This window comes from Bradyrhizobium sp. 155, from assembly GCF_023101105.1.
In the GTDB taxonomy this organism is placed as follows: domain Bacteria; phylum Pseudomonadota; class Alphaproteobacteria; order Rhizobiales; family Xanthobacteraceae; genus Bradyrhizobium; species Bradyrhizobium canariense_D.
Genome location: NZ_CP064704.1, coordinates 1,467,468 through 1,489,301 on the forward strand (window position 1 = coordinate 1,467,468; position 21,834 = coordinate 1,489,301).

A 21,834-nucleotide genomic window follows, 5' to 3' on the forward strand; every position below is an offset into this window, starting at 1 on the left:
TGTGGCCCCGCGTCATGCGCCAAGCCTCCAGCCCGGTGGCACCCGGGCCGGTTCAAACCCGGCCCCGTTCAAAGACACGGAAATCGAGGTTGCATCAACGGGGGCCGGATGCATCGCGACCATGCAGCGGCGGAAGCAGCCTCTCACGCTTTGGTCGAAGCATTGCACCCGCCGCGAAGGTTTCTGGATTTTCAGGGGATATCAAAGGCTTGGAGTGCGCTCGCGGCCTCGAAAAAGTCCCGTTCTTGCTTGCCTAGAGAGGCTGCATCCTTTATCCGGTTGGCTGCCTCGCGTTCGAGCGGCCCCGGCCGTGATTGGGCTGGGCGCATCTGACAGATTGCATAGGGATTACCCGCGAATGGCCAATGTTGTCGTCGTCGGCGCCCAGTGGGGCGACGAAGGAAAGGGCAAGATCGTCGACTGGTTGTCGGAGCAGGCGGACATCGTCGTCCGTTTCCAGGGCGGCCATAACGCCGGCCACACGCTGGTGATCAACGGCAAGACCTACAAGCTGGCGCTGCTGCCCTCGGGCGTGCTGCGCGAGCAGAAGCTGTCGGTGATCGGCAACGGCGTCGTGTTCGATCCCGCCGCCTTCCTCGACGAGGTCACCAAGCTGCGGTCGCAGGGCGTCGCGGTCGGCCCGGACAATCTGCGGGTCGCCGAGAACGTCACCCTGATCCTGCCGCTGCACCGCGAACTCGACGCGCATCGCGAATCCGCCAATGCGGCGACCGCGATCGGCACCACCCGCCGTGGCATTGGCCCGGCCTACGAGGATAAGGTCGGCCGCCGCGCCATCCGCCTGATGGACCTCGCCGATCTCGACACCCTGCCGCACAAGATCGACCGGCTGCTGGCGCATCACAACGCATTGCGCCGCGGCCTCGGCCTGCCGGAGTTCGACGGCAAGGAGATCGTGAAGGAATTGACCGCGCTCGCGCCGCAGCTCCTGCCCTATGCCGAGACGGTGTGGCGGCTGCTCGACATCAAGCGGCGCGAGGGCAAGCGCATGTTGTTCGAAGGCGCGCAAGGCGCCCTGCTCGACGTCGATCACGGCACCTACCCTTACGTCACCTCGTCCAACACGGTGGCGGCGCAGGCGGCGACCGGCTCGGGCCTCGGCCCCGCCGCGGTCGGCTATGTGCTCGGCCTCTGCAAGGCCTATACGACCCGCGTCGGCCAGGGCCCATTCCCGACCGAGCAGGACAACGAGACCGGCCGCAAGATCGGCGAGCGCGGCCGCGAGTTCGGCACCAATACCGGGCGGCCCCGCCGTTGCGGCTGGTTCGATGCGGTTCTGGTTCGCCAGGCGGTCCGGACCTGCGGCATCAACGGTCTGGCGCTGACCAAGCTCGACATCCTCGACGGCTTCGATTCGATCGAGGTCTGCACCGGCTACAGGCTGGACGGCAAGGAGATCGATCATTTCCCGGCGGGCGAAGGCGCCCAGGCCCGGGTCGAGCCGATCTACGAGACCATCGAGGGCTGGAAGGAGCCGACCGCCAATGCGCGGTCCTGGGCCCAGCTGCCGGCCCAGGCGATCAAATATGTCCGCCGGATCGAGGAATTGGTGGGGTGCTCGGTGGCGCTGCTTTCCACCAGCCCCGAACGCGAGGATACTATCCTGGTACAAAATCCGTTTGAGGCTTAACGATCTCTTACCGGGACGCGCGTATAATTGAGTAGAAATGGCTGATTACTACCCGCTGATCGCCCGCGCTATTGCCGCCCTGGACCCCAACGCTCCCGGCGAGAGCCGTCGCGCGCTCTATGAGCGGGCGCGCACGGCGCTGATCGCGCAGCTCCGCAGCGTGCAGCCGCCGCTCTCGGAATCCGAGATCACCCGCGAGCGCCTCTCGCTGGAAGAGGCCGTCCGCAAGGTCGAATCAGAGGCGGCCCAGCGTGCCCGCGAGGCCTCGCGCCCCGCTGGCGGCGCCCGCAGCAGCGGCAGCGGCGACGCCTTCCGCCGCGCCAGCACCCGCGCCACCGAGGGCAACTCGCCCGCGCCGCAAACGGCTGCCCCGCCGCGCACCCGTCCGGCTCCGCCGCCGCCGCGGGCTGACCGGCCCTCCTTCAATGTCGATGACCAGGGCGACGCCCCGCGTGCGCCGCGGGCCCCGCGTTTCGACGCGCCGCGGCAGCCGGGTCCGCCGGCCCCGTCGTCGATGCCGGAGCCTCCGCCGGTCGGACGTGATCGCGCTGGTGGGCGCCGTCCGCCGGACATGGGACCGCCACCGCCGCTGCCGCCCGCACCGGGCGTGCGCGGCTTCCGCGACATCACGGCGGACGCCAACGAGCTCGGCGGCGCCGCCGCGCAGGCCAACCGCGCGGCGCGCCGCACCTACGCCAACGTGCCCTCGCCCTCGCCGGAATTCGACCGGCTCGAGCCGAGCCTGGAGAATCGCGGCGCCGGAGCCGACGCGCCGTATTCCTACGACGAATCGATCGAGGAAGCTGAGCGCTACGCGCCGCCGTCGCAGCCGCCGTCGCAACGTCCGCACATCCCCGTTCTCGACCGCGAACCCAAGAAGAAGCGCGCCCGCACCGGCCGCGCCTTTCCGTTCAAGAGCGCGATCGCCGTCGGCATCGTGCTGATCCTGGTCGGTGCCGGCATCCTGTGGGGCAAGCAGCTGGTCCAGACCGCGACCAACCTGTTGAAGTCTTCGCCGACGCAGGTGGTGGAGGCGCCCAAGGATTCGTCTCAGCCGCAGAGCAAGCCCAAGATTCCGGATCGCGTCGGCCAGCCCTCGGCCAGCGACCAGCCGGTCGCGCCGGTGGCGCAGAAAGTCGTGCTCTACGACGAGGATCCATCCGATCCGAAGGGCAAGCAATATGTCGGCTCGGTGGTGTGGCGGCTCGAGCCGATCAAGGCGTCGGGCAACCAGAAGGCCGACGTCGCCGTGCGCGCCGACATCGAGATTCCCGACCGCAAGTTCAAGATGACGATGTCGTTCCGCCGCAACACCGACTCCTCGCTGCCGGCGAGCCACACCGCGGAGCTGACCTTCGTCCTGCCGCCGGACTTTCCGGGCGGCGGCGTTTCCAACGTGCCGGGCATCCTGATGAAGTCGAACGAGCAGGCACGCGGCACGCCGCTCGCAGGCCTCGCGGTCAAGGTCACCGACGGCTTCTTCCTGGTCGGCCTCTCCAACGTCGATGCCGACCGCAGCCGCAACGTCCAGCTGCTGAAGGAGCGCTCCTGGTTCGACGTGCCCTTGGTCTACGCCAACCAGCGCCGCGCCATCATCGCCATCGAGAAGGGCGCTCCCGGCGAGCGCGCCTTCAACGACGCCTTCGCGCAGTGGGGCGACTAGATCTCTACTCCGTGAGACCTCGGCCTGCATGGTTCGAGACGCCAGCCTTGGCGGGCTCCTCACCATGAGGGTTTGATATCTCGCCGCGAAACGAGACCTCATCCTGAGGGCCCGCCCCTTGGGCGGGCCCTCAGGATGGCCGCAGATACGCTCTCTCTATTGCGCGGCTGCTTCCCGCTTGCGCGATCCTGTCGCGGCGGCGTGCTCGCGGTCCATCACGGCGCGACAGCCCGGGCTGACCTGAGCCTTCTTCTGCACCATGCAGGCCCTGATCCTGGGGATGTCGGGGATCTCACTGGAGCACAGCCGCATCGCATCGCCCGAGCACATCTGCTGCGCTTCGGACGAGAACGCGAAGCTTGGCGATGTCGGGATTGCGATGGCGGTGGTGGCGAGGGCGAAGAGAGTTGCGATCGTCTGATTGCGTGTCATGTAGAATGCGTCCCCGAGTTCCGTGGGCTTGAGCCACTTGGTTTTGGGGCGCCGCACGCGGCTTGACCTGCCGCATGTCTCAGCCATCACGCCGGGACCTCAATCCCGCATGTGGTTGCTCGATCTCTGGTGATGTTCGAATCGAAAAGTGCTGCGCCGCCCGAGCCAAGTATGCGCCATTGTTGCGCGACCGCAATGGCAGGCAAAAAGGAATTCGCAATTGTTGCGCGCACGTCACGCACAACGCGACTCGCGTGCGATCAGATCAACCGATCGGAGGATACGCTCGCTTGTTCCACATCGCTTGCGCCAAGCGCTGCATGCTCTTCGACCGCCGTAACGCCCTTTGCCGTGAGCTCGAACAGATCTCCGTCCTTCATCACATAACCGTCGGCGATCAGCTCGCCTATCTTGCCGTGCCGGTCGTCGGCAAAGGCGATGGATTGGCTGATGTCCCTGAGGATCGAGAGCTGTTCGTCGCGCAACATGGCTTCACTCTCCGTTCGCCGGGGATGGTTCCGGTCCTCACATGCCGTGGCTCTGAAAGACCTTGCTGCAAGACCGCGACAGTTTGGTCCGGTTGGCTTGCAGGCAGGCCTGCACCGCACCGTCATTGCCGAGGTCCTTGCGGCAGAAGCGCGAGGCGTCCCGCGAACAGGCCTGCTGCTCCTGCGGCGAACCCATATGGCCTTGTGCGAGAGCGGGCGCGTTCGACAGGCCGCTCACGGCCGTCAGTGCGATCGTCGCCAGGAAGAACAGTTTGCGGGACATCGGCGGCTCCAAATCTGAGAGGTGAATTTCAAGTCCGTCGCTATGCCGCTTGTTCCCAGCGCAGAGCCCGCACCCCCGCTATTCAAGGTTCCCGCGGCGCTGCTATAGTAAGGTGAAGGATGAGGGTGCCTGATGAAACGCTATCTCGTGTTTGCGCTGGTCGGCCCGTTCGTGGGCGGGTTCCTGCTGCTGCTGACGACGACCTATCAGTCCGGCTATTGGACCCAGACCAGTCTCGCTGAGGTCGGCAAGCTGTTCGCGGTGTTCTTCAAATCCTTGCAATACAGTTATCTGTTCGGCTTCCTGCCCTCGCTGATGATCGGTGCGGTCGACGATATCCTGGTCCACGTCCGCCGGATCGGCCCGGTGCTGCGGATGCTGCTGGTCGGCGTGTTCGCCTTCATCCTGGCCTCGCTGACCTACAGCTCGCGCGGGCCGGACTCGGGCGCGGTGCAGTTCATCCTGTACGGCCTCGTCGGGTTCGTGCCGGCGGTGATTTCATCCTGGCTCGTGCATAAATATGTCGCGGAGCCGCAGCCGGCGGCGGCACAGACTTGAGGGCGCGACCTTCGATCACGCCGCAGCAACCTCCGCCGCGCTGGCGCGTTCCCTACAGGCCATGACCATGTCCGATGACGATATTCTTGCTCCGCGTCGATCCCGTTCGGGAAGCCGCTCGGGTGCGGCCTCTTCGGGCACCGACGGGCGTGGGCCGATCATCGATCAGGACGGTCACGAGATCCGGCCCGAAACGCTGGGGCAGGGCTTTCGCGAATTTCGCTTCGAGTTCGGGAAGGACAGTCCCTTCGCCGGCAACCCGTTTGGCAATCTAACGCGCGAGCAGCGGATCGCGCGGATCGAGGCGATCGCAAAGCTGCTCGACGTCGCCTTCGTGCTGCCCGGAACCAACATCGGCTATGGCATCGATGGGTTGATCGGGTTGATCCCCGTCGTCGGCGACATCATCACCACCGCGATCTCGCTCTGGCTGGTGCAAGAGGCGAGGGCGCTCGGGGCGCCCTGGTACATCACCGCGCGCATGCTCGGAAATGTCGCCCTCGACGGCGTCGTCGGTATCGTCCCGTTCGCGGGCGACGCATTCGACGTCATGTTCCGTGCCAACATGCGCAACGTGCGCCTGCTCCGCCGCTGGCTCGACAAGCAGCCTCGCATCTGACACGCCCCAAAACGCAAAAAGCGCGACGGCCTTTCGGGCCATCGCGCTTTCAGCGCACATCGGAGCGCGTGACGAAAACTTACGCCGCGTCGGCAGCGTCGGTGCTGGCTTCCACCGGCTTGCGGTGGCGGGGCAGCGGGAAGGCTTCGCTCTCATAGAGCGACCGGATGCCGTTCTGGTCGAAGCGCGCTTCTTCGACTTGGAGATAGGCGCCGTTCAGCGAATCCGTCGGCAACTGCTCCATCGCGAACTGGACGGCTTCGGCCGCGGTGCCGAACCGGCGATAGGTGAAGCCTGCACGCTTCTTCTTGCGGATCGCAGCGGGGAAGAGTTCGGCGGAAGTGTTGAAGTTGAACGGACGCAGTGGACGCATGGTCAAAGACCTCGTGATCTCTCTGGGGCTTTAAGCGCGTGGGGTTGGGACGGGCAGAGGCCACGATTGAGTGGGCGCCGCACATGTCATTTTCGTCCTCTAATATAGCCCGTTTTGACAAAATTGCGACCCCCGCGATGCGAGATGATGAATCTGCGCATGGCAGCTCCGCAGCCCGGGAAATTGCAGGAATATCAGCGACTTGAATGGTCTACAGCTTGCCAAGGAGCAGCAGCACGAGCAGCACCACCAGGACGAGGCCGCCGATCCCCATGCCGGAATGACCCATTCCGTAGCCGTAGCCGCCGAAGCGGCCCGACAGGCCGCCGACGAGATAAATGATCACCAGGATGATCAGGATGGTCCCAAGCGTCATGGCATCCTCCCTGGCGGCCGCCGCCACGCCATGGCCAGCCGCACCACCAGGGAAGAAAAGCACATCGCGGCGCCGGGTTCCATGACGGAACTCGGCGCCGCGCAAGGTTTATTTGGGTTCGAGCTTCAGCGCGGCGGAATTGATGCAGTAACGCAAGCCCGTCGGTCCCGGGCCGTCGGGGAAGACATGGCCGAGATGACCGCTGCACTTGGCGCACAGCACCTCGGTACGGATCATGCCGTGGCTGACGTCCCGCTCCTCTTCGATATGGCCCTCGACGGCGGGTTGGGTGAAGCTCGGCCAGCCGCAGCCGGAATCGAACTTCGCGTCGGACTCGAACAGCACGTTGCCGCACCCGGCGCAGGTGTAGGTGCCGGCGCGGTGGTCGTGCTCATATTCGCCGGAGAAGGGACGCTCGGTCGCCTTCTCGCGCAGCACCGCGAATTGCATCGGCGACAACTCGCTGCGCCATTGCTCTTCGCTCTTGATGACCTTGTCGTCCGTGGTTTTCGTCTTGGTGTCGGGCATGGGTCTCCCGTTTTTTCAGTTGGTGGCCTTGCTGGCGCTCACCAGCGTCGGCTTCTCGATATAGTTATCCGCGAACAGCTTTTTCAGGTTCTCGACCTTCGGAAGGTCGTTGTAGGCGATATAGGGCTGGTTCGGGTGCAGGGTCAGATAATCCTGGTGATAGGCCTCCGCCGGATAGAATGCCTCCAGCGCGCCGACCTTGGTCGCGATCGGCTTGCTGAAGACCTTGGCGCCGTTGAGCTGGGCGATATAGGCCTCGGCCACCTTCTTCTGTTCGTCGGACGTGGTGAAGATCGCCGAGCGATATTGCGGACCGGTGTCGGGGCCCTGCCGGTTGAGCTGGGTCGGGTCGTGCGCCACCGAGAAGTAGATCTGCAGGATCTTGCCGTAGGAGATCTTCTTGGGGTCGTATTTGATCTCGACGGATTCCGCGTGGCCGGTCCGGCCGCTCGAGACGGTCTGGTAGTCGGCCGTCGCCTTGGTGCCGCCGGCGTAGCCGGAGACCGCGTTGACGACGCCCGCGGTGTGCTGGAACACGCCCTGCACGCCCCAGAAGCAGCCGCCGGCGATCACGGCGGTCTGGATCCCGCTTGCGGGGGCCACATCAACGGCAGGAGCGGGGATCACGACCGCATCCTCTGCGGCGCGGGTCGGCGCGGCAAAGGCCAGCGTCAGTGCGGTGGTTGCGGCGAGCAGGGACAGGACGGCAGGTCGGCGCATGGCGATCCTCTTTCGGAAGGTCTGACAGTCTAGGGCGGTTGGGGCCGGGCGAACAGCCTGCCCGGCATTTTCGGACATTCGAGATACGGGCGGACCGGGCGATTGTTACGGCCGGAGGGACACGAGTCCGTGAAACGCGCCGCCTCCAGCGGCCCGGCTTGGCGACGACCGGAACTCCGCGCTAGATGAACCGGCGCGATCGGTGATCGACTTAAGAGAATCGTGGCTGGAGCTGACCTGACAACATGCTGCGCGTGGCATCCCTGACCCTCGTCGTCGTGCTCGCCATCCTGGCCGGCTGGAGCTCGCTCGCGGCGGCCGAACCGCAACCCGGCGACGACCTCGCCATTTGCCGCGACCGCCAGGCGGATGCACAGGCGAGGGCGCAGGCCTGCGACAAGCTGCTCAACGCCGACCGGCTCACCGGCAAGGACAAGGCCATCGCGCTCTCCGTGCGCGGTAACACACTGCTCAACAAGCGCGACTACGGCCACGCCATCGAGACCTTGTCCATGGCCGTCGACCTCGATCCCGACAACGTCGTCACGCTCAATTTGCGCGGCCTCGCCTATGAGCGGACGGGCCAGGACGATCATGCGATGGCGGACTACGACCTCGCGCTCCAGAAGCGCCCGACCTACGGTGTCCCCTACAACAACCGCGGCGTCATCCAGTTGCGCCGGGGTGCGCTGCAAAGCGCGCTCGACGATTTCAACCTGTCGATCAAATACGCGCCCAGGTTCCTGCTCGGCTACACCAACCGCGCCCTCGTGCGCACGCTGATGCAGGATTTTGACGGCGCGATTGCCGATTTCGCGGAGGCCGAGAAGATCGAACCGGCCGCGCAGCAGATCACCGGCAACCGCTGCATCACCTACGGCATGATGGGCAAGTTCGACCAGGCCTTCGCCGACTGCAACGGCCTAATCGAGAAGCAGCCGAAGAACACGTACGCGATCAACAATCGCGCCGACGTCAACATGTTGAAGGGCGATTTCGACGCCGCGCTGAAGGACTACAACACGGCCATCCAGATCAACCCGAACAACGTCCGGGCACATTCAGGTCGCGGCCAGATCTACGAGCGCAAGAAGGATCTCGCCCAGGCCCGTGCCGACTATCGTGCGGCGGCCTATTCGCTGACGAAGTTCGACGAGCTCGACGTCGCGCGCGCCCGCGCGATCGCGCAGGAGCGATTGGCCGCGCTGACCCCGCAGGCACCGGCCGGATCCACGGGGCGCCGTGTGGCGCTGGTGATCGGGAACGGCGCCTACAAGAACGTCCACGCCTTGCCCAATCCGCCACGCGACTCGAAAATGATCGCAGCCGCGCTGCGCGATGTCGGCTTCCAGACCGTGATATCCGTCAGCGACCTCACCCGCGACAAGTTCTTCGAAGCGTTGCAGACGTTTGCCGCCGAGGCGGAGAAGGCGGATTGGGCGGTGGTCTATTATGCCGGCCACGGGTTCGAGATCGGCGGCGTGAATTATCTCGTTCCCGTCGACGCCAAGCTCGCCGCCGACAGGGACGCCGAGACCCAGGCGGTCGCGCTGGAGCAGGTGATCGCGGCGGTGGGCGCTGCGCGAAAAGTGCGTCTGGTGATGCTGGATGCCTGTCGCGACAATCCGTTCGCGCCGACCATGCAGCGCACGCTGTCGCTCAAGCTCGTGGACAAGGGCTTTTCCAACATCGAGCCGGGCGCCGGCTTCATGGTGGTCTACGCCGCCAAGCACGGCGAGACCGCGATGGATGGCGACGGCGGCGCCGACAGCCCGTTCGCCACCGCGCTCGCTCGCGAGATCAAGATGCCGCGCGTCGAGATCCGAAAACTGTTCGACATCGTTCGCGACGATGTCTGGCTTGTGACCAAGCACGAGCAGCAGCCGTTTTCCTACGGCTCGCCGCCGGGGCGCGAGGATTTTTATTTCGTCGCGGGGAAGTGACTTCGTAGCCCGGGTGGAGCGCAGCGAAATCCGGGAATCACGATCGCGGAGCTAACCCCGGATTACGCTGCGCTCCATCCGGACTACCGCAGTTTCAAACCACGATGCTCAGCCGCTTCGCCGCCCGCGTGATGCCCGTGTACAGCCACCTCGCCCGGCTCTCCTGAAACGCAAAGCTCTCGTCGAACAGCACGACGTCGTCCCATTGCGAGCCCTGCGACTTGTGCACGGTCAGCACGTAGCCGTAGTCGAACTCGTCATAGGGCTTGCGCTGCTCCCAGGCGATCGCCTCGACGCCGCCCTCGAAGCAATCGGCGCGCACCGAGACCTTGGTCACCTTGTGGCCGAGATCCTCGTCCGGCGACAGTCTCATGCTGAGAATGCGGGATTTCGAGCGCGAGGTGTTGCGCGACTTCACGCGCCACAGCCCGCCGTTGAACAGGCCCTTCTTGCGGTTGTTGCGCAGGCAGACCAGCTTGTCGCCGGCGACGGGGAAGATGTCCTCGATGTTCTGGCGCTGGCGCACCCGCATGTTGTACGCGCGTCGCGTGTTGTTGCGGCCGACCAGCACCTGGTCGGCGGCCATGACGCGATCAGGGTCGAGCTCCTTGCGCGACACCACCTCGCTCTCGCCGTAGCGGCCGATGTCGAGCTCGCGGCCCTCGCGGACGTCCATCGACATCCGCACGATCGGATCGTCCTGGGCCTGGCGGTGCACCTCGGTCAGCATCGCGTCGGGCTCGGTATTGGTGAAGAAGCCGCCGCCCTGGATCGGCGGCAGCTGCGCGGGATCGCCCAGCACCAGCAGCGGGCAGTCGAACGACATCAGGTCGCGGCCCAGTTCGGCATCGACCATCGAGCATTCGTCGATCACGATCAGCTTGGCCTTGGAGGCCGGGGCGTCGTCCCACAGCTCGAAGCTGGGCTGCTCCTCACCGGATTCGCGGGTGCGGTAGATCAGCGAATGGATGGTGGAGGCTTCGTCGCACCCCTTGTTGCGCATGACCAGCGCCGCCTTGCCGGTGAAGGCGGCGAACTTCACCTCGCCGTCGACGCCGTCGGCGATGTGCCGCGCCAGCGTGGTCTTGCCGGTGCCGGCATAGCCGAACAGGCGGAACACCGGCGGCGTGCCGTTGCGGCCGGGTTTGGCCTTGAGCCAGTCGCCAACGGCCTTGAGCGCGGCATCCTGATGCGGGGTGAATGTGGCCATGTCTGTCTTGAGGAGGGGGCGAAAACGGAGCGATTCGCCAGCCCCAAAACTAACCATTCGCACCGCTGGTTCAAGCCGGGCGGGGCGCCCTATTGCCAGCCGGGAACGCCGCGCATGTCGGGCAGATGGTGGGCGATGCCCTTGTGGCAGTCGATGCAGGTCTTTTCCTTGGTGAACAGGAAGCGCTGGTGCGCGACCGAGGCGCGCGGCGACTGCTTGGTGATGTCCATGGAATCGGCGCTGTGGCAGTTCCGGCATTCCAGCGAATCGTTGGACTTGAAGCGCGCCCATTCATGCGCCGCCAGTTCGAGCCGGTGATCCTGGAATTTCTCGCGGGTGTCGATCGTGCCGAAGATCTTGCCCCAGACCTCCTTGGAGGCCTGCATCTTGCGGGCGATCTTGTCGGTCCAGTTGTGCGGCACGTGGCAATCCGGACAGGTCGCGCGCACGCCGGAGCGGTTGGCGAAATGGATGGTCGACTTCAGCTCGGCGAAGACGTTGTCCTTCATCTCGTGGCAGCCGGTGCAAAATTTTTCGGTGTTGGTCAATTCCAGCGCGGTGTTGAAGCCGCCCCAGAAGATCACGCCGGCCATGAAGCCCGCCAGCACCAGCACGCCGAGCCCGAACACCGAGCTCGGACGGATCAGCACCTGCCAGAGCTCGCGCGCGAAGTCCCAGCTTCGCGCGACGAAGCCGCGTCTGGCCTTCAGTCCCTCGCCGGGTTCATCAGCGGTCGTCGTCATCGGCGGCCACCGGGGCTTGCGCGCGACAGCAGCGTGTCGATGTCGGTGAAGTCGTTGCTGACGGGCGGATTGGCGGTGTTCTGCGGCACGTGGCATTCCGTGCAGAAGAAGCGGCGCGGCGAGATCGAAGCCAGAAACTGGCCGTCGCGGTCCATGAAGTGGGTGATCGAGACCATCGGCGCCTGCGATTCCGCGATGCGCGCCCGCGCATGGCAGGACAGGCACTTGTTGCCGTTGAGGTCGATCTGATAGCCGTCGATCGTGTGCGGGATCACCGGCGGCTGCTCCGGATAGTTGCGCACGGGTTGGCCGATCCTGTTCACGCCCATGTACTTCATCGCGATCTGGGCGTCTCATTTCCCGAACGGCGGCTGGTCCCGCAGCTGGCCACCGGTGCTGCCGAATTTCCCCCTGACCCATCTCTGGTTCATCTATGTGCTGCTGGAGCTTTATGTCGTCGTGCTGCTGCTGCGCGGCGCATTTGTCTGGCTAGATGCGTCAGGCAGGTGGCGAGCGGTGATTGACCGCGTCTTCGCCGGGATCATGAAAAGTCCGCTGGCCCCCCTTGTTCTGGCAATCCCGATCGGCGCCGCCTTCTGCCTCGACCAACGCTGGATCAACGTGACGGGCGTGAGGACGCCGGATCAATCGCTCGTCACCAACGCGCAGGCCTGGATTGGCTTCGGCACCGCCTTCGCGATCGGCTGGCTGCTGCATCGGCAGATCGATCTGCTGCGACTGATTGAGCGGCGCTGGCTCCCGCATCTTCTGCTCGCAATCACTCTGATCCTGATCAGTTTCGTGCTGGTTGGGGCGATGACGTCCGCGCCGGGGGCACTGAAACTGCCTTTCGGCTTCGCCACGCTCCGGCTTGTCTCCGTGATCCTGTATGCGCCGGCGATATGGATTTCGACCTTTGCGGTCATCGGCCTCGCGCTCCGCTTCATGTCCGGCTTCAGCCCGACCTGGCGCTATCTCGCCGATGCATCCTACTGGGTCTATCTGATCCACCTGCCGATCGTGATGGCGCTGCAGGTCGCGCTGTCGCAGCTCGACTGGCCCGGTCTGATCAAGTTCGGTGTTCTTCTCGTCGTCGCGCTTCCTCCGATGCTGGCGAGCTATCATCTGCTGGTGCGCTTCACCTTCATCGGCGTGGTCCTGAATGGCCGCCGCGCCGAAAAGCACCTTCTCCCGCAAGGCGGAATTGCGACTGCGTAGACAGCGCCGCCCCGCCCATTAAGATGCCCGCAACAAAAACATAAGCGGCAAGAAAATTTGCAAGAAAACTTGCAACAAAACCTGGGAGAGACGGCGTCATGAAGTTCGGCATCTTCTATGAGCTGCAACTGCCACGGCCGTGGGTGGCCGGCGACGAGCTCAGCCTCTATCAGAACGCGCTGTCGCAGATGGAACTCGCAGACAGCCTCGGCTACGACCACGCCTGGGTTGTCGAGCATCACTTCCTCGAAGAATACTCGCATTCGCCCTCGCCGGAATCGTTTCTCGCAGCCGCGAGCCAGCGCACCAAGAACATCCGGCTCGGCCACGGCATCCTCCAGCTCACGACCAACCACCCCGCACGTGTCGCCGAGCGCGTCGCGGTGCTCGATCTGCTCTCCAACGGCCGCTGCGAATTCGGCATGGGCGAGAGCGCCTCCATCACCGAGCTCACGCCGTTCGGCCGCGACATGGAGACCAAGAAAGAGGTGTTCGAGGAGGCCGTCGCCGCGATCTTCCCGATGTTCAAGGACGCAGGAAGCGAGCACCACGGCAAATATTTCGACATCCCGTTGCGCAACGTCGTGCCAAAACCGGTGCAGAAGCCGCATCCGCCATTGTGGATGGCCTGCTCGCAGCTGCCGACCATCGAGCGCGCCGGCCGCCAGGGCTTTGGTGCGCTCGGCTTCCAGTTCGTCAGCGCAGACGCCGCGCACGCCTGGGTGCACGCCTATTACAACGCCATGACCAAGCGTCTCGCCAAGCTCGCCGACTACGAGATCAACCCGAACATGGCGCTGGTGTCGTTCTTCATGTGCGCAAAGACGGACGAGGAGGCGCGTGCGCGCGCCGACGGCGCCACCTTCTTCCAGTTCGCGCTACGCTTCTACGGCGCGTCGCAGAATCGCCAGCGTCCGGCGCCCTATACCGTCAACATGTGGGACGAGTACAACAAGTGGAAACGCGACAATCCCGAGGCGCAGGAGGCTGCGCTGCGCGGCGGACTGATCGGCTCGCCCGAGACGATCCGCAGGAAGCTAAAGCGCTTCCAGGGCTCGCATATCGACCAGGTCATCCTGCTGAACCAGGCGGGCAAGAACAGCCACGAGCACATCTGCGAATCGCTGGAGCTGTTCGGCCGCGAGGTGATGCCGGAATTCCAGAACGATCCCGCGCAGGCGGCCTGGAAGCAGGGCGTCATGAGCGGCGAGATCAAGCTCGAGGAGATCGACACGCAGGCGTTCACCGACCGCTATGGCAAGCTCGCGATCAACGTTCCGCCGGCGAAGGCGGCGGCGGGGTAGGGTCTTTCGCCGCTGCGGCCGGCTGAGTTTATTTGGATTGGGTTTTCGTCTGGATGTTCTGAACGGCTCCGCCCGCCGGAGTCCACTGCACGCGGCCATCCAAAGCGGAGAAGTTTAGACCACCGCCGGTCCCGAAGAGAACCATGTGACCCGAGCTGACGGAGTCCACAGCGAGCGTCGCACGGGGAAGTTTTGCAGCATTGTACATCGTCAAGGACGCATCCTGATGATCGTTCAGGGACAGCACTGCCCGCTGACCCTGCTCCGTATCGAGGAGCGACACCGAAGGTACGCCATCCTGGCGAAGCCCGATGCTGAGACGCACCTTCTCGCGGCTATCCAAGAGCGAGATGTGCGGCGTTCCGTCGGAAGTGGATGAGATCAAGGCGACGATTTTGCCGGTGCCATTTCGTAAGGCAATTGTTTCCACAGACAGGGTCTTGGCCTTGACTGTATCGGCATTAGCGGTCGCATGCCATTGCGATGAAATGATCGCCGCAGCCGCCAGGATCGTAGCCCCCAAAACGCTCCAACTCATAGCCTTCAGTGACCGGTCCTGCCGCTGGATATGCGATGCGAGATTTTCAAGCGTGGGTTCGACCTTGAACATAGCTGCGCCTTTGCCTTGGAGTAAGCTTCACATCCGAGCATACCCTGCTGGGTGCGAATTCTGCTAACCTAGCAGGGGGTGCCGGCAAAACACTGTCGAGACAGTCACCTCAGCGGCCGCCCGGAACGTGGTTGCGCTGGCACGATGCAGAGTGCCGCAACTGCCTTGAACGCTCAGTGACCGATATCACTGGCGCTTTGATGGAGCGCATTTGCCGCCGTATATTGCTTCGCGGGGCTTCTCAGTCAGAACCTCTACAGGCAACTCCATCGATGATATCGTATAAGGCCTTCGGCCGCAGCGAGATCCATGGAGTGGTTATGGCGAAACACAGGATCTATACCACCAGCTTCGCAAGCGTTTACCCGCTTTACGTTGCGAAGGCGGAGAAGAAAGGACGTACCAAAGCAGAGGTCGATCAGGTCATCTCCTGGCTGACGGGCTATGGTCAGACGGAATTGGAAGCTCAACTGGAGCAGGGGACGGACTTCGAAACCTTCTTTGCGAAGGCCCCAAAGATCAATCCTTCGCGAACCCTGATCACAGGCGTGGTTTGCGGCGTCCGGGTCGAGGACGTCAAAGAACCCACGATGCGAGAGATCCGCTACCTGGACAAGCTGATCGATGAGCTGGCCAAGGGAAAAGCAATGGACAGGATTCTGCCAAAAGTGCTTCCTGAGCCCCTTCGTCCGCCGGCTCGGCGACGTGGCAGGAGATATCGGGCGACACCCGCCTTCCGCTGCGCGGCCATTGCTGATAAATTTCGTCAAAAGGCGATGGGGAGAAAACGATGCGCCCTCGCGGGACGCCCGCAAATCCGGCAGCTGGGGATGTCACGCCCGCCGTGCTTGCCATCGGTCGCCCGGATTTCCCTGATGTCCTGATCGAGACGTTGCGTCGGCAGGCCGGGGTCGGGCATTGCATGGTGTTCGCGCTGAGCCGCGCGGGCGCCGCACACTGCCTGCTCGATGCCGGCAACATCCCGATCGGCGGCGATCTCGGCGCTGCCTATGCCGGCCAGTTCCACCAATCCGATCCCAACCGCGATGCGCTGTTCGAAGGCGAGGGCCGCGCCACGCTCGTGCTGCCCGCCTTCGCGCCGCGCATGTACGGCGCCCGCTACCGAAAAATGTTCTTTGTGGATTCCGGCATCGTCGACAAATGCGCGACCGCGATCTGGGTCGACGACACCTGCTTCTACGTCAATTTCTATCGCATCGCTGTCCAGGGCCGCTTCAGCGCCCCCCAGCGTGCGCGGCTTCAGGCCATCGCACCGGCCATCAGTGCGAGCGTGGCACGCCATTTCCAGCACGGCTCGGCTGCGACGACCGAGCAGTCTCTCGCCGCGCTCTTCGCGACGCGCGCGCCGCTCGCCAGCCTCACCCCGCGCGAGCAGGACGTTTGCCGGCGCATCCTCTCCGGCTTCAGCTCCGAGGCGATCTCGCAGACGCTCGGCATCAGCCTGCATTCGACGCTAACCTATCGCAAGCGCGCCTATGAGCGGCTCGGCATCTCGTCACAAAGCGAGCTGTTTGCGATCGTGCTGCGCCTGCTCGCCGGCCCGCGCGGCCTGAACTGAAGCTGTCCCAATCGCTGGGGACAGACGGCGCCTCCTGAAGCCGCTAACCTCGGTGGCGAACAGCAATGGAGCGAAGCTTGAGCACCGCGCCGCGCATCGACATCGACCCGGCCGCATTCTGGGCCGATCCATATCCGATGCTGGCAACGATGCGCAAGGAGGCGCCGATCGCCTTCGTGCCGCAGCTCGGCTCGACACTGCTGACGAGCCGCGACGATATCTCGATCTCCGAGAAGCAGATCGACGTGTTCTCCTCGCACCAGCCCGCGGGCCTGATGAACCGGCTGATGGGCCACAACATGATGCGCAAGGACGGCGAGGCGCATCAGGTCGAGCGCCGCGCGATGTTTCCAACGGTGTCGCCGAAGACGGTGAAGGCGCACTGGGCCGCGCTGTTCCAGGCCCATGCCGACCGCATCATCGAAGCGATCGAGCCCGGGCGGATCGATTTCATGCGCGACTTCGCGTTGCCGTTCTCCGGCGAATGCCTGAAGTCGATCACCGGCCTCACCAATATCGGCTTTGCGGACATGGACGCCTGGTCACAGGGCATGATCGAGGGCATCGCCAATTACAGCGGCGACGCGGCCGTCGAGGCGCGTTGCCATGCAGCGACGTCGGGCATCGATGCCGCGATCGACGACATCCTGCCGGTGATGCGCAAGCATCCCGACCAGAGTATCCTCGGCGTGCTCCTCGCGTCCGGCATGGCGATGGAGAGCGTGCGCGCCAACGTCAAGCTCGCGATCTCCGGCGGCCAGAACGAGCCGCGCAAGGCGATCGCCGGCACGGTGTGGGCGCTGCTGACCCATCCCGACCAGCTCGATCTCGTGCGCAAGGGCGAGGTGACGTGGCTCCAGGCCTTCGAGGAATATGCCCGCTGGATCTCGCCGATCGGCATGTCGCCGCGGCGCATCGCAAAGCCGTGGACGATCCGCGACGTCGCGTTCGAAACCGATGAACGCGTATTCCTCATGTTCGGCTCCGCCAACCGCGACGAGAAGCATTTTGAGCGCGCCGACCAGTTCGACGTGCGGCGTGATACGGCCAAGAGCGTCGCGTTCGGCGCCGGTCCGCATTTCTGCGCCGGCGCCTGGGCCTCGCGCGCCATGATTGCCGACGTCGCACTGCCGACCTTGTTCGCCCGTGCCGGCCGGCTCGAGATCGCCGACGACGAGCCGGTACGGATCGGCGGATGGGCCTTTCGCGGGCTGCAGAATCTACCGGTGAGATGGCTGCATTAGGCCGGCAGGGACCGGTCCATCCGCAACGCCGCCACGATGCCATCCTGCTCCTGTTTTGCCCGACGAGTCAAGGTCAATTTCGGATAAGCGTAAGTCATTGTTTTCGCGCGCCCCGGCTACTGTGCATGGGGTTGTTTTCGCGATTTTTAATTTCTCGGCTCGGTTGCGTGCGTTTTTCACATTCGCGTGCGGAAAAATATCCCCTGCGTTCGCTCCGTGGATCGAAAGATTAATCATGCGCTCCGCCACGTGCGCAGTGCATGCATCGCTATTTTTCCGCGCGTCTCGACACCTCCGATAAGCCGCCCCATCATTCCCGAGCACGAATGAAGGACGGCCGCACGCGGCCGGGAGTGTCGGATGCAACGTCGGGATTTTCTCAAACTATCCGTTGGAACTGCGGCAGCCGCCGCATTCGTTTCGCACGCCAACGCGCAAGCAACGTCACAAGGCGCGAAGGACATTCGTGTCGGCTACCAGAAGACCGGCGTGCTGGTTATCACGCGTCAGCAGGCCGCCCTGGAAAAGCATTTCGCGCCCCTGGGCATCGACGTGAAATGGGTCGAGTTCTCGTCGGGGCCTCCGATGATGGAGGCAATGAATGTCGGTAGCATCGATTTCGGCGCGGTCGGCGACTCCCCGCCGGTGTTCGCCCAGGCCGCGGGCGCGGCGATCGTCTATGCCGCCGGCCAGCCCATCACCAACGGGCAGGGCATCCTGGTGCCGAAGGATTCGCCGATCCGCGGCATCGCCGACTTGAAAGGCAAGCGCGTCGGCTTCACCAAGGGCTCCAGCGCCCACAACATCGTGGTGCAGACGCTCGAGAAAGCCGGCCTGACCTATGCCGATATCACGCCGGTCTATCTGACGCCGCCGGATGCCGGGCCTGCCTTTGCCAATGGCAGCATCGAGGCCTGGGCGATCTGGGATCCGTATTTCGCGATCGGCGAGACCAAGCAGGGCGGCCGCATCCTGATCAATGCGCGCGAAGTCACCAAGACCAATTCCTTCTTCATCGCCAACCGCGAATTCGCCAGGAATCACGGCGCCATCCTGCAGCAGATCATCGATGTGACGACCGCGGCTGGTCAATGGGCCGAACAGCACCGCGACGAGGTCGCCAAATCGCTCGCCGCGGTCACCGGCGTTCCACTGGACATCCAGACCGTCGCCGCCAATCGCGCGAATTTCGTGGTCGGCCCGGTCACCGACGACATCGTCACGACCCAGCAGGGCGTCGCCGACCGCTTCCACAAGCTCGGCCTGATCCCGAAGCCGATCGTGATCCGCGACATCGTCTGGCGCAACCCGGCAGCCTGATCGTGCCAACCAGCCTTCCCATTCAAAAGGGTTTGAACATGAGGCGTATCATCCAGCGTCTGATCGCAGCCATCGTGCTGTCGATCGGCATCGTCGCCGCCGCGGTCGGCACCTCCTACGGACAGGACAAGGTCGTCCGCATCGGCTACCAGAAATACGGCAAGCTGGTGCTGCTCAAGAGCAAGGGCACGCTGGAGCCGAAGTTAGCTGCCGACGGCTACAAGGTGGTGTGGACCGAATTCCCCTCCGGCCCGCCGCTTCTCGAGGCGCTCAATATCGGCGCGATCGATTTCGGCAACACCGGCGAAGCCCCGCCGATCTTCGCGCAAGCCGCCGGCGCGCCGATCCAGTATGTCGCCTACGAGCCGCCGGCGCCGAAGGGCGAGGCGATCCTGGTGCCAAAAGACAGCCCGCTGAAATCGGTCGCCGACCTCAAAGGCAAGAAGGTCGCGCTCAACAAGGGCTCCAATGTCCACTACCTCCTGGTCAAGGCGCTGGAGAAAGCCGGCGTCAAATATTCCGAGATCGAGCCGGTGTTTCTCGCACCAGCCGATGCGCGCGCCGCTTTCGAGCGCGGCGCGGTCGATGCGTGGGTGATCTGGGATCCGTTCCAGGCCGCCGCGGAAGCCGCGACCGGCGCCCGCACGCTCGCCGACGGCACCGGCATCGTCGCCAACTACCAGTTCTATTTCTCCTCGAAGAAATTCCTCGAAACCAATCCGAGGATCGTCGACGCCGTGCTGGCCGAGCTGAGCGCGGTCGATGACTGGGCCAAGGGCGACATCCACGCAGTTGCCGAGCAGCTGGCGCCGTCCATCGGCCTGTCAGTCCCGGTGGTCGAGGTCGCGCTGAAGCGGCAATCCTACGGCATCAAGCCGCTGACCGATGCCGTCATCGCCAATCAGCAGCAGGTTGCGGACGCGTTCTTCGCGCTCAACCTGATTCCCAAATCCATCAAGATTTCCGACGTGGCCCGGAAGCCAGGATCATGAGCAAACAAATGAGCAAGCAAGCGAACGCCAACATCCTCTGGTTCCTGCCGACCCATGGCGACGGCCGCTATCTCGGCACCGGCATCGGCGGCCGCGAGGTCAATTTCAACTATCTGCGCCAGATCGCGCAGGCCGCCGACCAGCTCGGCTATTTCGGCGTGCTGCTGCCGACCGGGCGGTCTTGCGAGGATTCCTGGATCGTCGCCTCCTCGGTCGCGCCGTTCACCGAGCGGCTGCGCTATCTCGTGGCGGTCAAGCCCGGCCTGCAATCGCCGAGCGTGGCCGCGCGCATGACCGCGACGCTGGACCGCATCACCAACGGCCGGCTCCTGGTCAACGTCGTCACCGGCGGCGATCCCGTCGAGAACAAGGGCGACGGCATCTTCCTCGCCCATGACGAGCGCTACGAGGTCACCCGCGAGTTCCTCAACGTCTATGGCGAGCTGCTCGCCGGCAAGACCGTCAATGTCGAGGGCAAGCACATCCATGTCGAAGGCGGCAAGCTGCTGTTTCCGCCGGTTCAGTCGCCGCGTCCGCCGCTCTATTTCGGCGGTTCGTCGGATGCCGGTATCGACGTCGCCGTCGACACCGTCGACAAATATCTCACCTGGGGCGAGCCGCCGGCCTTAGTCGCCGAGAAGATCGCGAGGGTGAGGGAGGTCGCAGCAACTCGCGGTCGAAAACTATCCTTCGGCATCCGGCTCCACGTGATTGTCCGCGAGACCAATGACGCGGCCTGGCGTGCGGCGAATGAGCTGATCAAGCACGTCAGCGACGAAACCATTGCGACCGCGCAGAAGAACTTTGCGCGGATGGATTCGGTTGGCCAGCAGCGCATGGCGCAGCTTCACGGCGGCAAGCGCGACAAGCTCGAGATCGCGCCGAACCTGTGGGCCGGTGTCGGCCTCGTGCGCGGCGGCGCTGGCACGGCGCTGGTCGGCGACGCCCAGACGGTCGCGGCCCGCATTCGGGAGTATCAGGACATCGGCATCGATACCTTCATCATGTCGGGCTACCCGCATCTGGAAGAAGCCTATCGTTTCGCCGAGCTGGTGTTTCCGCTGCTCTCGCTGGAGCAGCCCAGCAACGTGACCAGGCTGCACTTCAACGGTGGTCCTTTTGGTGAAACGGTCGGCAGCGACTTCCGTCCGCAACAGAAGGTGTCGCAGTCATGAGTCTGATCGACAGCGTTTCACTTCCCCGCAGTTTGCGCCTGCCGCGCGTCGACGGCCTGATCCAGTGGATCGTGCCGCTCGCCATCATTGCGATCTGGCAGGTCGCCAGCGTCACCGGCTTCGTGCCGACGCGGGTGCTGCCGGCGCCGAGCGACGTGTTGCTTGCGGGCTGGAAGCTGCTGCTCTCCGGCGAGCTCGTTCGCAACATCTGGGTCTCGTTCTGGCGCGCCTCGATCGGCTTCCTGATCGGCGGCAGCATCGGCTTTGCCTTCGGCCTCGCCAATGGCCTGTCGCAGCTGTCGTCAAAGCTCACCGACACCACGCTGCAGATGGTGCGCAACGTGCCGCATCTGGCGCTGATCCCGCTGGTCATCCTGTGGTTCGGCATCGACGAGAGCGCGAAGCTGTTTTTGGTCGCGCTCGGCGTGTTCTTCCCGATCTACCTCAACACGCTGCACGGCATCCGCACCGTCGACCCGCAGCTGATCGAGATGGGGCGGATCTACGGCATGAGCGACGGCGAGCTGTTCCGCCGCGTGATCTTCCCGGGCGCGCTGCCCTCGATCTTCGTCGGCATCCGCTTCGCCCTCGGCATCATGTGGTTGACCCTGATCGTCGCGGAGACCATCGCGGCGTCCTCGGGGCTCGGCTACATGGCGATGCAGGCGCGCGAGTTCATGCTGATCGACGTCGTGGTGCTCTCGATCCTGATCTACGCGCTGCTCGGCAAGCTCGCCGACAGCGCCTCCCGCGTGCTGGAGCGCCTGACGCTCTCCTGGCACCCCGCTTATTGGAAACGCTGAGC

23 protein-coding genes and 2 pseudogenes are annotated in these 21,834 nt (G+C 64.4%); 14 read left to right on the forward strand and 11 right to left on the reverse strand.

Annotation, left to right across the window (positions count from 1 at the left end; all coding sequences use genetic code 11):
- Positions 1 to 358 precede the first annotated feature (358 nt).
- Both IVA93_RS07180 and IVA93_RS07185 read left to right on the forward strand, forming a co-directional pair.
- The gene (locus IVA93_RS07180) at positions 359 to 1,651 is read left to right on the forward strand and encodes an adenylosuccinate synthase (RefSeq protein ID WP_247789735.1); all 1,293 of its coding nucleotides are present in this window, start codon (positions 359 to 361) and stop codon (positions 1,649 to 1,651) included.
- A gap of 37 nt (positions 1,652 to 1,688) precedes the next feature.
- Positions 1,689 to 3,314 carry a hypothetical protein gene (locus tag IVA93_RS07185; RefSeq protein ID WP_018453856.1) on the forward strand — a complete coding sequence of 542 codons (1,626 nt, stop codon included), beginning with the start codon at positions 1,689 to 1,691 and terminating at the stop codon, positions 3,312 to 3,314.
- A gap of 156 nt (positions 3,315 to 3,470) precedes the next feature.
- Here the strand turns inward: IVA93_RS07185 and IVA93_RS07190 are convergent, their stop codons facing one another.
- The 3 genes from IVA93_RS07190 to IVA93_RS07200 form a co-directional block, all read right to left on the reverse strand.
- A complete protein-coding gene (locus IVA93_RS07190; RefSeq protein WP_018453857.1) occupies positions 3,471 to 3,833 on the reverse strand; it encodes a hypothetical protein in 363 nt (120 codons plus the stop codon).
- Between the two features lie 173 nt (positions 3,834 to 4,006).
- Complete coding sequence (locus tag IVA93_RS07195) at positions 4,007 to 4,234, reverse strand: hypothetical protein (protein WP_018453858.1); 228 nt, start codon at positions 4,232 to 4,234, stop codon at positions 4,007 to 4,009.
- A 37-nt stretch (positions 4,235 to 4,271) separates the two neighbouring features.
- Entirely contained in the window at positions 4,272 to 4,517 is a 246-nt protein-coding gene (locus tag IVA93_RS07200; protein WP_026232611.1) for a cysteine rich repeat-containing protein, read from the reverse strand.
- A gap of 132 nt (positions 4,518 to 4,649) precedes the next feature.
- Here IVA93_RS07200 and IVA93_RS07205 point away from each other — a divergent pair, with 132 nt between their 5' ends.
- Together IVA93_RS07205 and IVA93_RS07210 are read left to right on the forward strand one after the other, a co-directional pair.
- Positions 4,650 to 5,075, forward strand: coding sequence for a DUF5413 family protein (locus IVA93_RS07205; protein WP_085349175.1), 426 nt, complete (start codon positions 4,650 to 4,652; stop codon positions 5,073 to 5,075).
- A 61-nt stretch (positions 5,076 to 5,136) separates the two neighbouring features.
- On the forward strand, positions 5,137 to 5,694 hold the full coding sequence (locus IVA93_RS07210; protein WP_247294068.1) for a DUF4112 domain-containing protein: 558 nt from the start codon (positions 5,137 to 5,139) through the stop codon (positions 5,692 to 5,694).
- 79 nt (positions 5,695 to 5,773) lie between these two features.
- On the opposite strand, the gene IVA93_RS07215 is transcribed toward IVA93_RS07210, so the two are convergent.
- The 4 genes from IVA93_RS07215 to msrA all read right to left on the reverse strand — a co-directional run bounded on the left by IVA93_RS07215 (position 5,774) and on the right by msrA (position 7,691).
- Positions 5,774 to 6,067 (reverse strand): hypothetical protein, encoded by a 294-nt coding sequence (locus IVA93_RS07215; RefSeq protein WP_007596188.1) that lies wholly within the window; start codon positions 6,065 to 6,067, stop codon positions 5,774 to 5,776.
- A gap of 211 nt (positions 6,068 to 6,278) precedes the next feature.
- A complete protein-coding gene (locus tag IVA93_RS07220) occupies positions 6,279 to 6,443 on the reverse strand; it encodes a DUF3309 family protein (protein ID WP_083926348.1) in 165 nt (54 codons plus the stop codon).
- A 108-nt stretch (positions 6,444 to 6,551) separates the two neighbouring features.
- Positions 6,552 to 6,971, reverse strand: coding sequence for a peptide-methionine (R)-S-oxide reductase MsrB (gene msrB, locus IVA93_RS07225; protein WP_018453863.1), 420 nt, complete (start codon positions 6,969 to 6,971; stop codon positions 6,552 to 6,554).
- A gap of 15 nt (positions 6,972 to 6,986) precedes the next feature.
- Positions 6,987 to 7,691, reverse strand: a complete 705-nt coding sequence (gene msrA, locus IVA93_RS07230) for a peptide-methionine (S)-S-oxide reductase MsrA (RefSeq protein WP_018453864.1) — start codon at positions 7,689 to 7,691, stop codon at positions 6,987 to 6,989.
- A gap of 245 nt (positions 7,692 to 7,936) precedes the next feature.
- Between msrA and IVA93_RS07235 the strand changes: the two genes are divergently transcribed.
- Positions 7,937 to 9,634 (forward strand): caspase family protein, encoded by a 1,698-nt coding sequence (locus IVA93_RS07235; protein WP_247789736.1) that lies wholly within the window; start codon positions 7,937 to 7,939, stop codon positions 9,632 to 9,634.
- Between the two features lie 94 nt (positions 9,635 to 9,728).
- On the opposite strand, the gene IVA93_RS07240 is transcribed toward IVA93_RS07235, so the two are convergent.
- From IVA93_RS07240 to IVA93_RS07250, 3 genes and pseudogenes are all read right to left on the reverse strand, one after another.
- Positions 9,729 to 10,844, reverse strand: coding sequence for an ATP-dependent DNA helicase (locus IVA93_RS07240; protein WP_018453866.1), 1,116 nt, complete (start codon positions 10,842 to 10,844; stop codon positions 9,729 to 9,731).
- 89 nt (positions 10,845 to 10,933) lie between these two features.
- A complete protein-coding gene (locus IVA93_RS07245; protein WP_018453867.1) occupies positions 10,934 to 11,587 on the reverse strand; it encodes a NapC/NirT family cytochrome c in 654 nt (217 codons plus the stop codon).
- Positions 11,584 to 11,892: pseudogene (locus IVA93_RS07250) on the reverse strand (nitrate reductase cytochrome c-type subunit); the annotation flags it as partial. The pseudogene IVA93_RS07250 and the gene IVA93_RS07245, both read right to left, overlap by 4 nt.
- Positions 11,893 to 11,914: 22 nt before the next feature.
- Between IVA93_RS07250 and IVA93_RS07255 the strand changes: the two are divergent.
- Both IVA93_RS07255 and IVA93_RS07260 read left to right on the forward strand, forming a co-directional pair.
- A complete protein-coding gene (locus IVA93_RS07255; RefSeq protein ID WP_018453869.1) occupies positions 11,915 to 12,805 on the forward strand; it encodes an acyltransferase family protein in 891 nt (296 codons plus the stop codon).
- A gap of 98 nt (positions 12,806 to 12,903) precedes the next feature.
- Complete coding sequence (locus IVA93_RS07260) at positions 12,904 to 14,109, forward strand: LLM class flavin-dependent oxidoreductase (RefSeq protein ID WP_018453870.1); 1,206 nt, start codon at positions 12,904 to 12,906, stop codon at positions 14,107 to 14,109.
- A 28-nt stretch (positions 14,110 to 14,137) separates the two neighbouring features.
- Here IVA93_RS07260 and IVA93_RS07265 read toward each other — a convergent pair whose 3' ends face one another.
- Positions 14,138 to 14,719, reverse strand: a complete 582-nt coding sequence (locus tag IVA93_RS07265; protein ID WP_018453871.1) for a hypothetical protein — start codon at positions 14,717 to 14,719, stop codon at positions 14,138 to 14,140.
- Positions 14,720 to 15,039: 320 nt separating this feature from the next.
- Between IVA93_RS07265 and IVA93_RS07270 the strand changes: the two are divergent.
- From IVA93_RS07270 to ssuC, 7 genes and pseudogenes are all read left to right on the forward strand, one after another.
- Positions 15,040 to 15,387: pseudogene (locus IVA93_RS07270) on the forward strand (DUF2200 domain-containing protein); the annotation flags it as partial.
- Positions 15,388 to 15,509: 122 nt separating this feature from the next.
- Entirely contained in the window at positions 15,510 to 16,298 is a 789-nt protein-coding gene (locus IVA93_RS07275) for a helix-turn-helix transcriptional regulator (RefSeq protein WP_026232612.1), read from the forward strand.
- A gap of 77 nt (positions 16,299 to 16,375) precedes the next feature.
- Complete coding sequence (locus IVA93_RS07280; RefSeq protein WP_247294072.1) at positions 16,376 to 17,542, forward strand: cytochrome P450; 1,167 nt, start codon at positions 16,376 to 16,378, stop codon at positions 17,540 to 17,542.
- A 360-nt stretch (positions 17,543 to 17,902) separates the two neighbouring features.
- Positions 17,903 to 18,862, forward strand: coding sequence for a sulfonate ABC transporter substrate-binding protein (locus IVA93_RS07285; RefSeq protein WP_247789737.1), 960 nt, complete (start codon positions 17,903 to 17,905; stop codon positions 18,860 to 18,862).
- Positions 18,863 to 18,900: 38 nt separating this feature from the next.
- Positions 18,901 to 19,854, forward strand: a complete 954-nt coding sequence (locus IVA93_RS07290) for a sulfonate ABC transporter substrate-binding protein (protein WP_018453876.1) — start codon at positions 18,901 to 18,903, stop codon at positions 19,852 to 19,854.
- An 8-nt stretch (positions 19,855 to 19,862) separates the two neighbouring features.
- On the forward strand, positions 19,863 to 21,029 hold the full coding sequence (gene ssuD / locus IVA93_RS07295; RefSeq protein WP_245288374.1) for an FMNH2-dependent alkanesulfonate monooxygenase: 1,167 nt from the start codon (positions 19,863 to 19,865) through the stop codon (positions 21,027 to 21,029).
- Positions 21,026 to 21,832, forward strand: a complete 807-nt coding sequence (gene ssuC / locus IVA93_RS07300; RefSeq protein ID WP_018453878.1) for an aliphatic sulfonate ABC transporter permease SsuC — start codon at positions 21,026 to 21,028, stop codon at positions 21,830 to 21,832. The genes ssuD and ssuC overlap by 4 nt, the downstream gene beginning before the upstream one ends.
- The last annotated feature ends 2 nt before the right edge of the window (positions 21,833 to 21,834 follow it).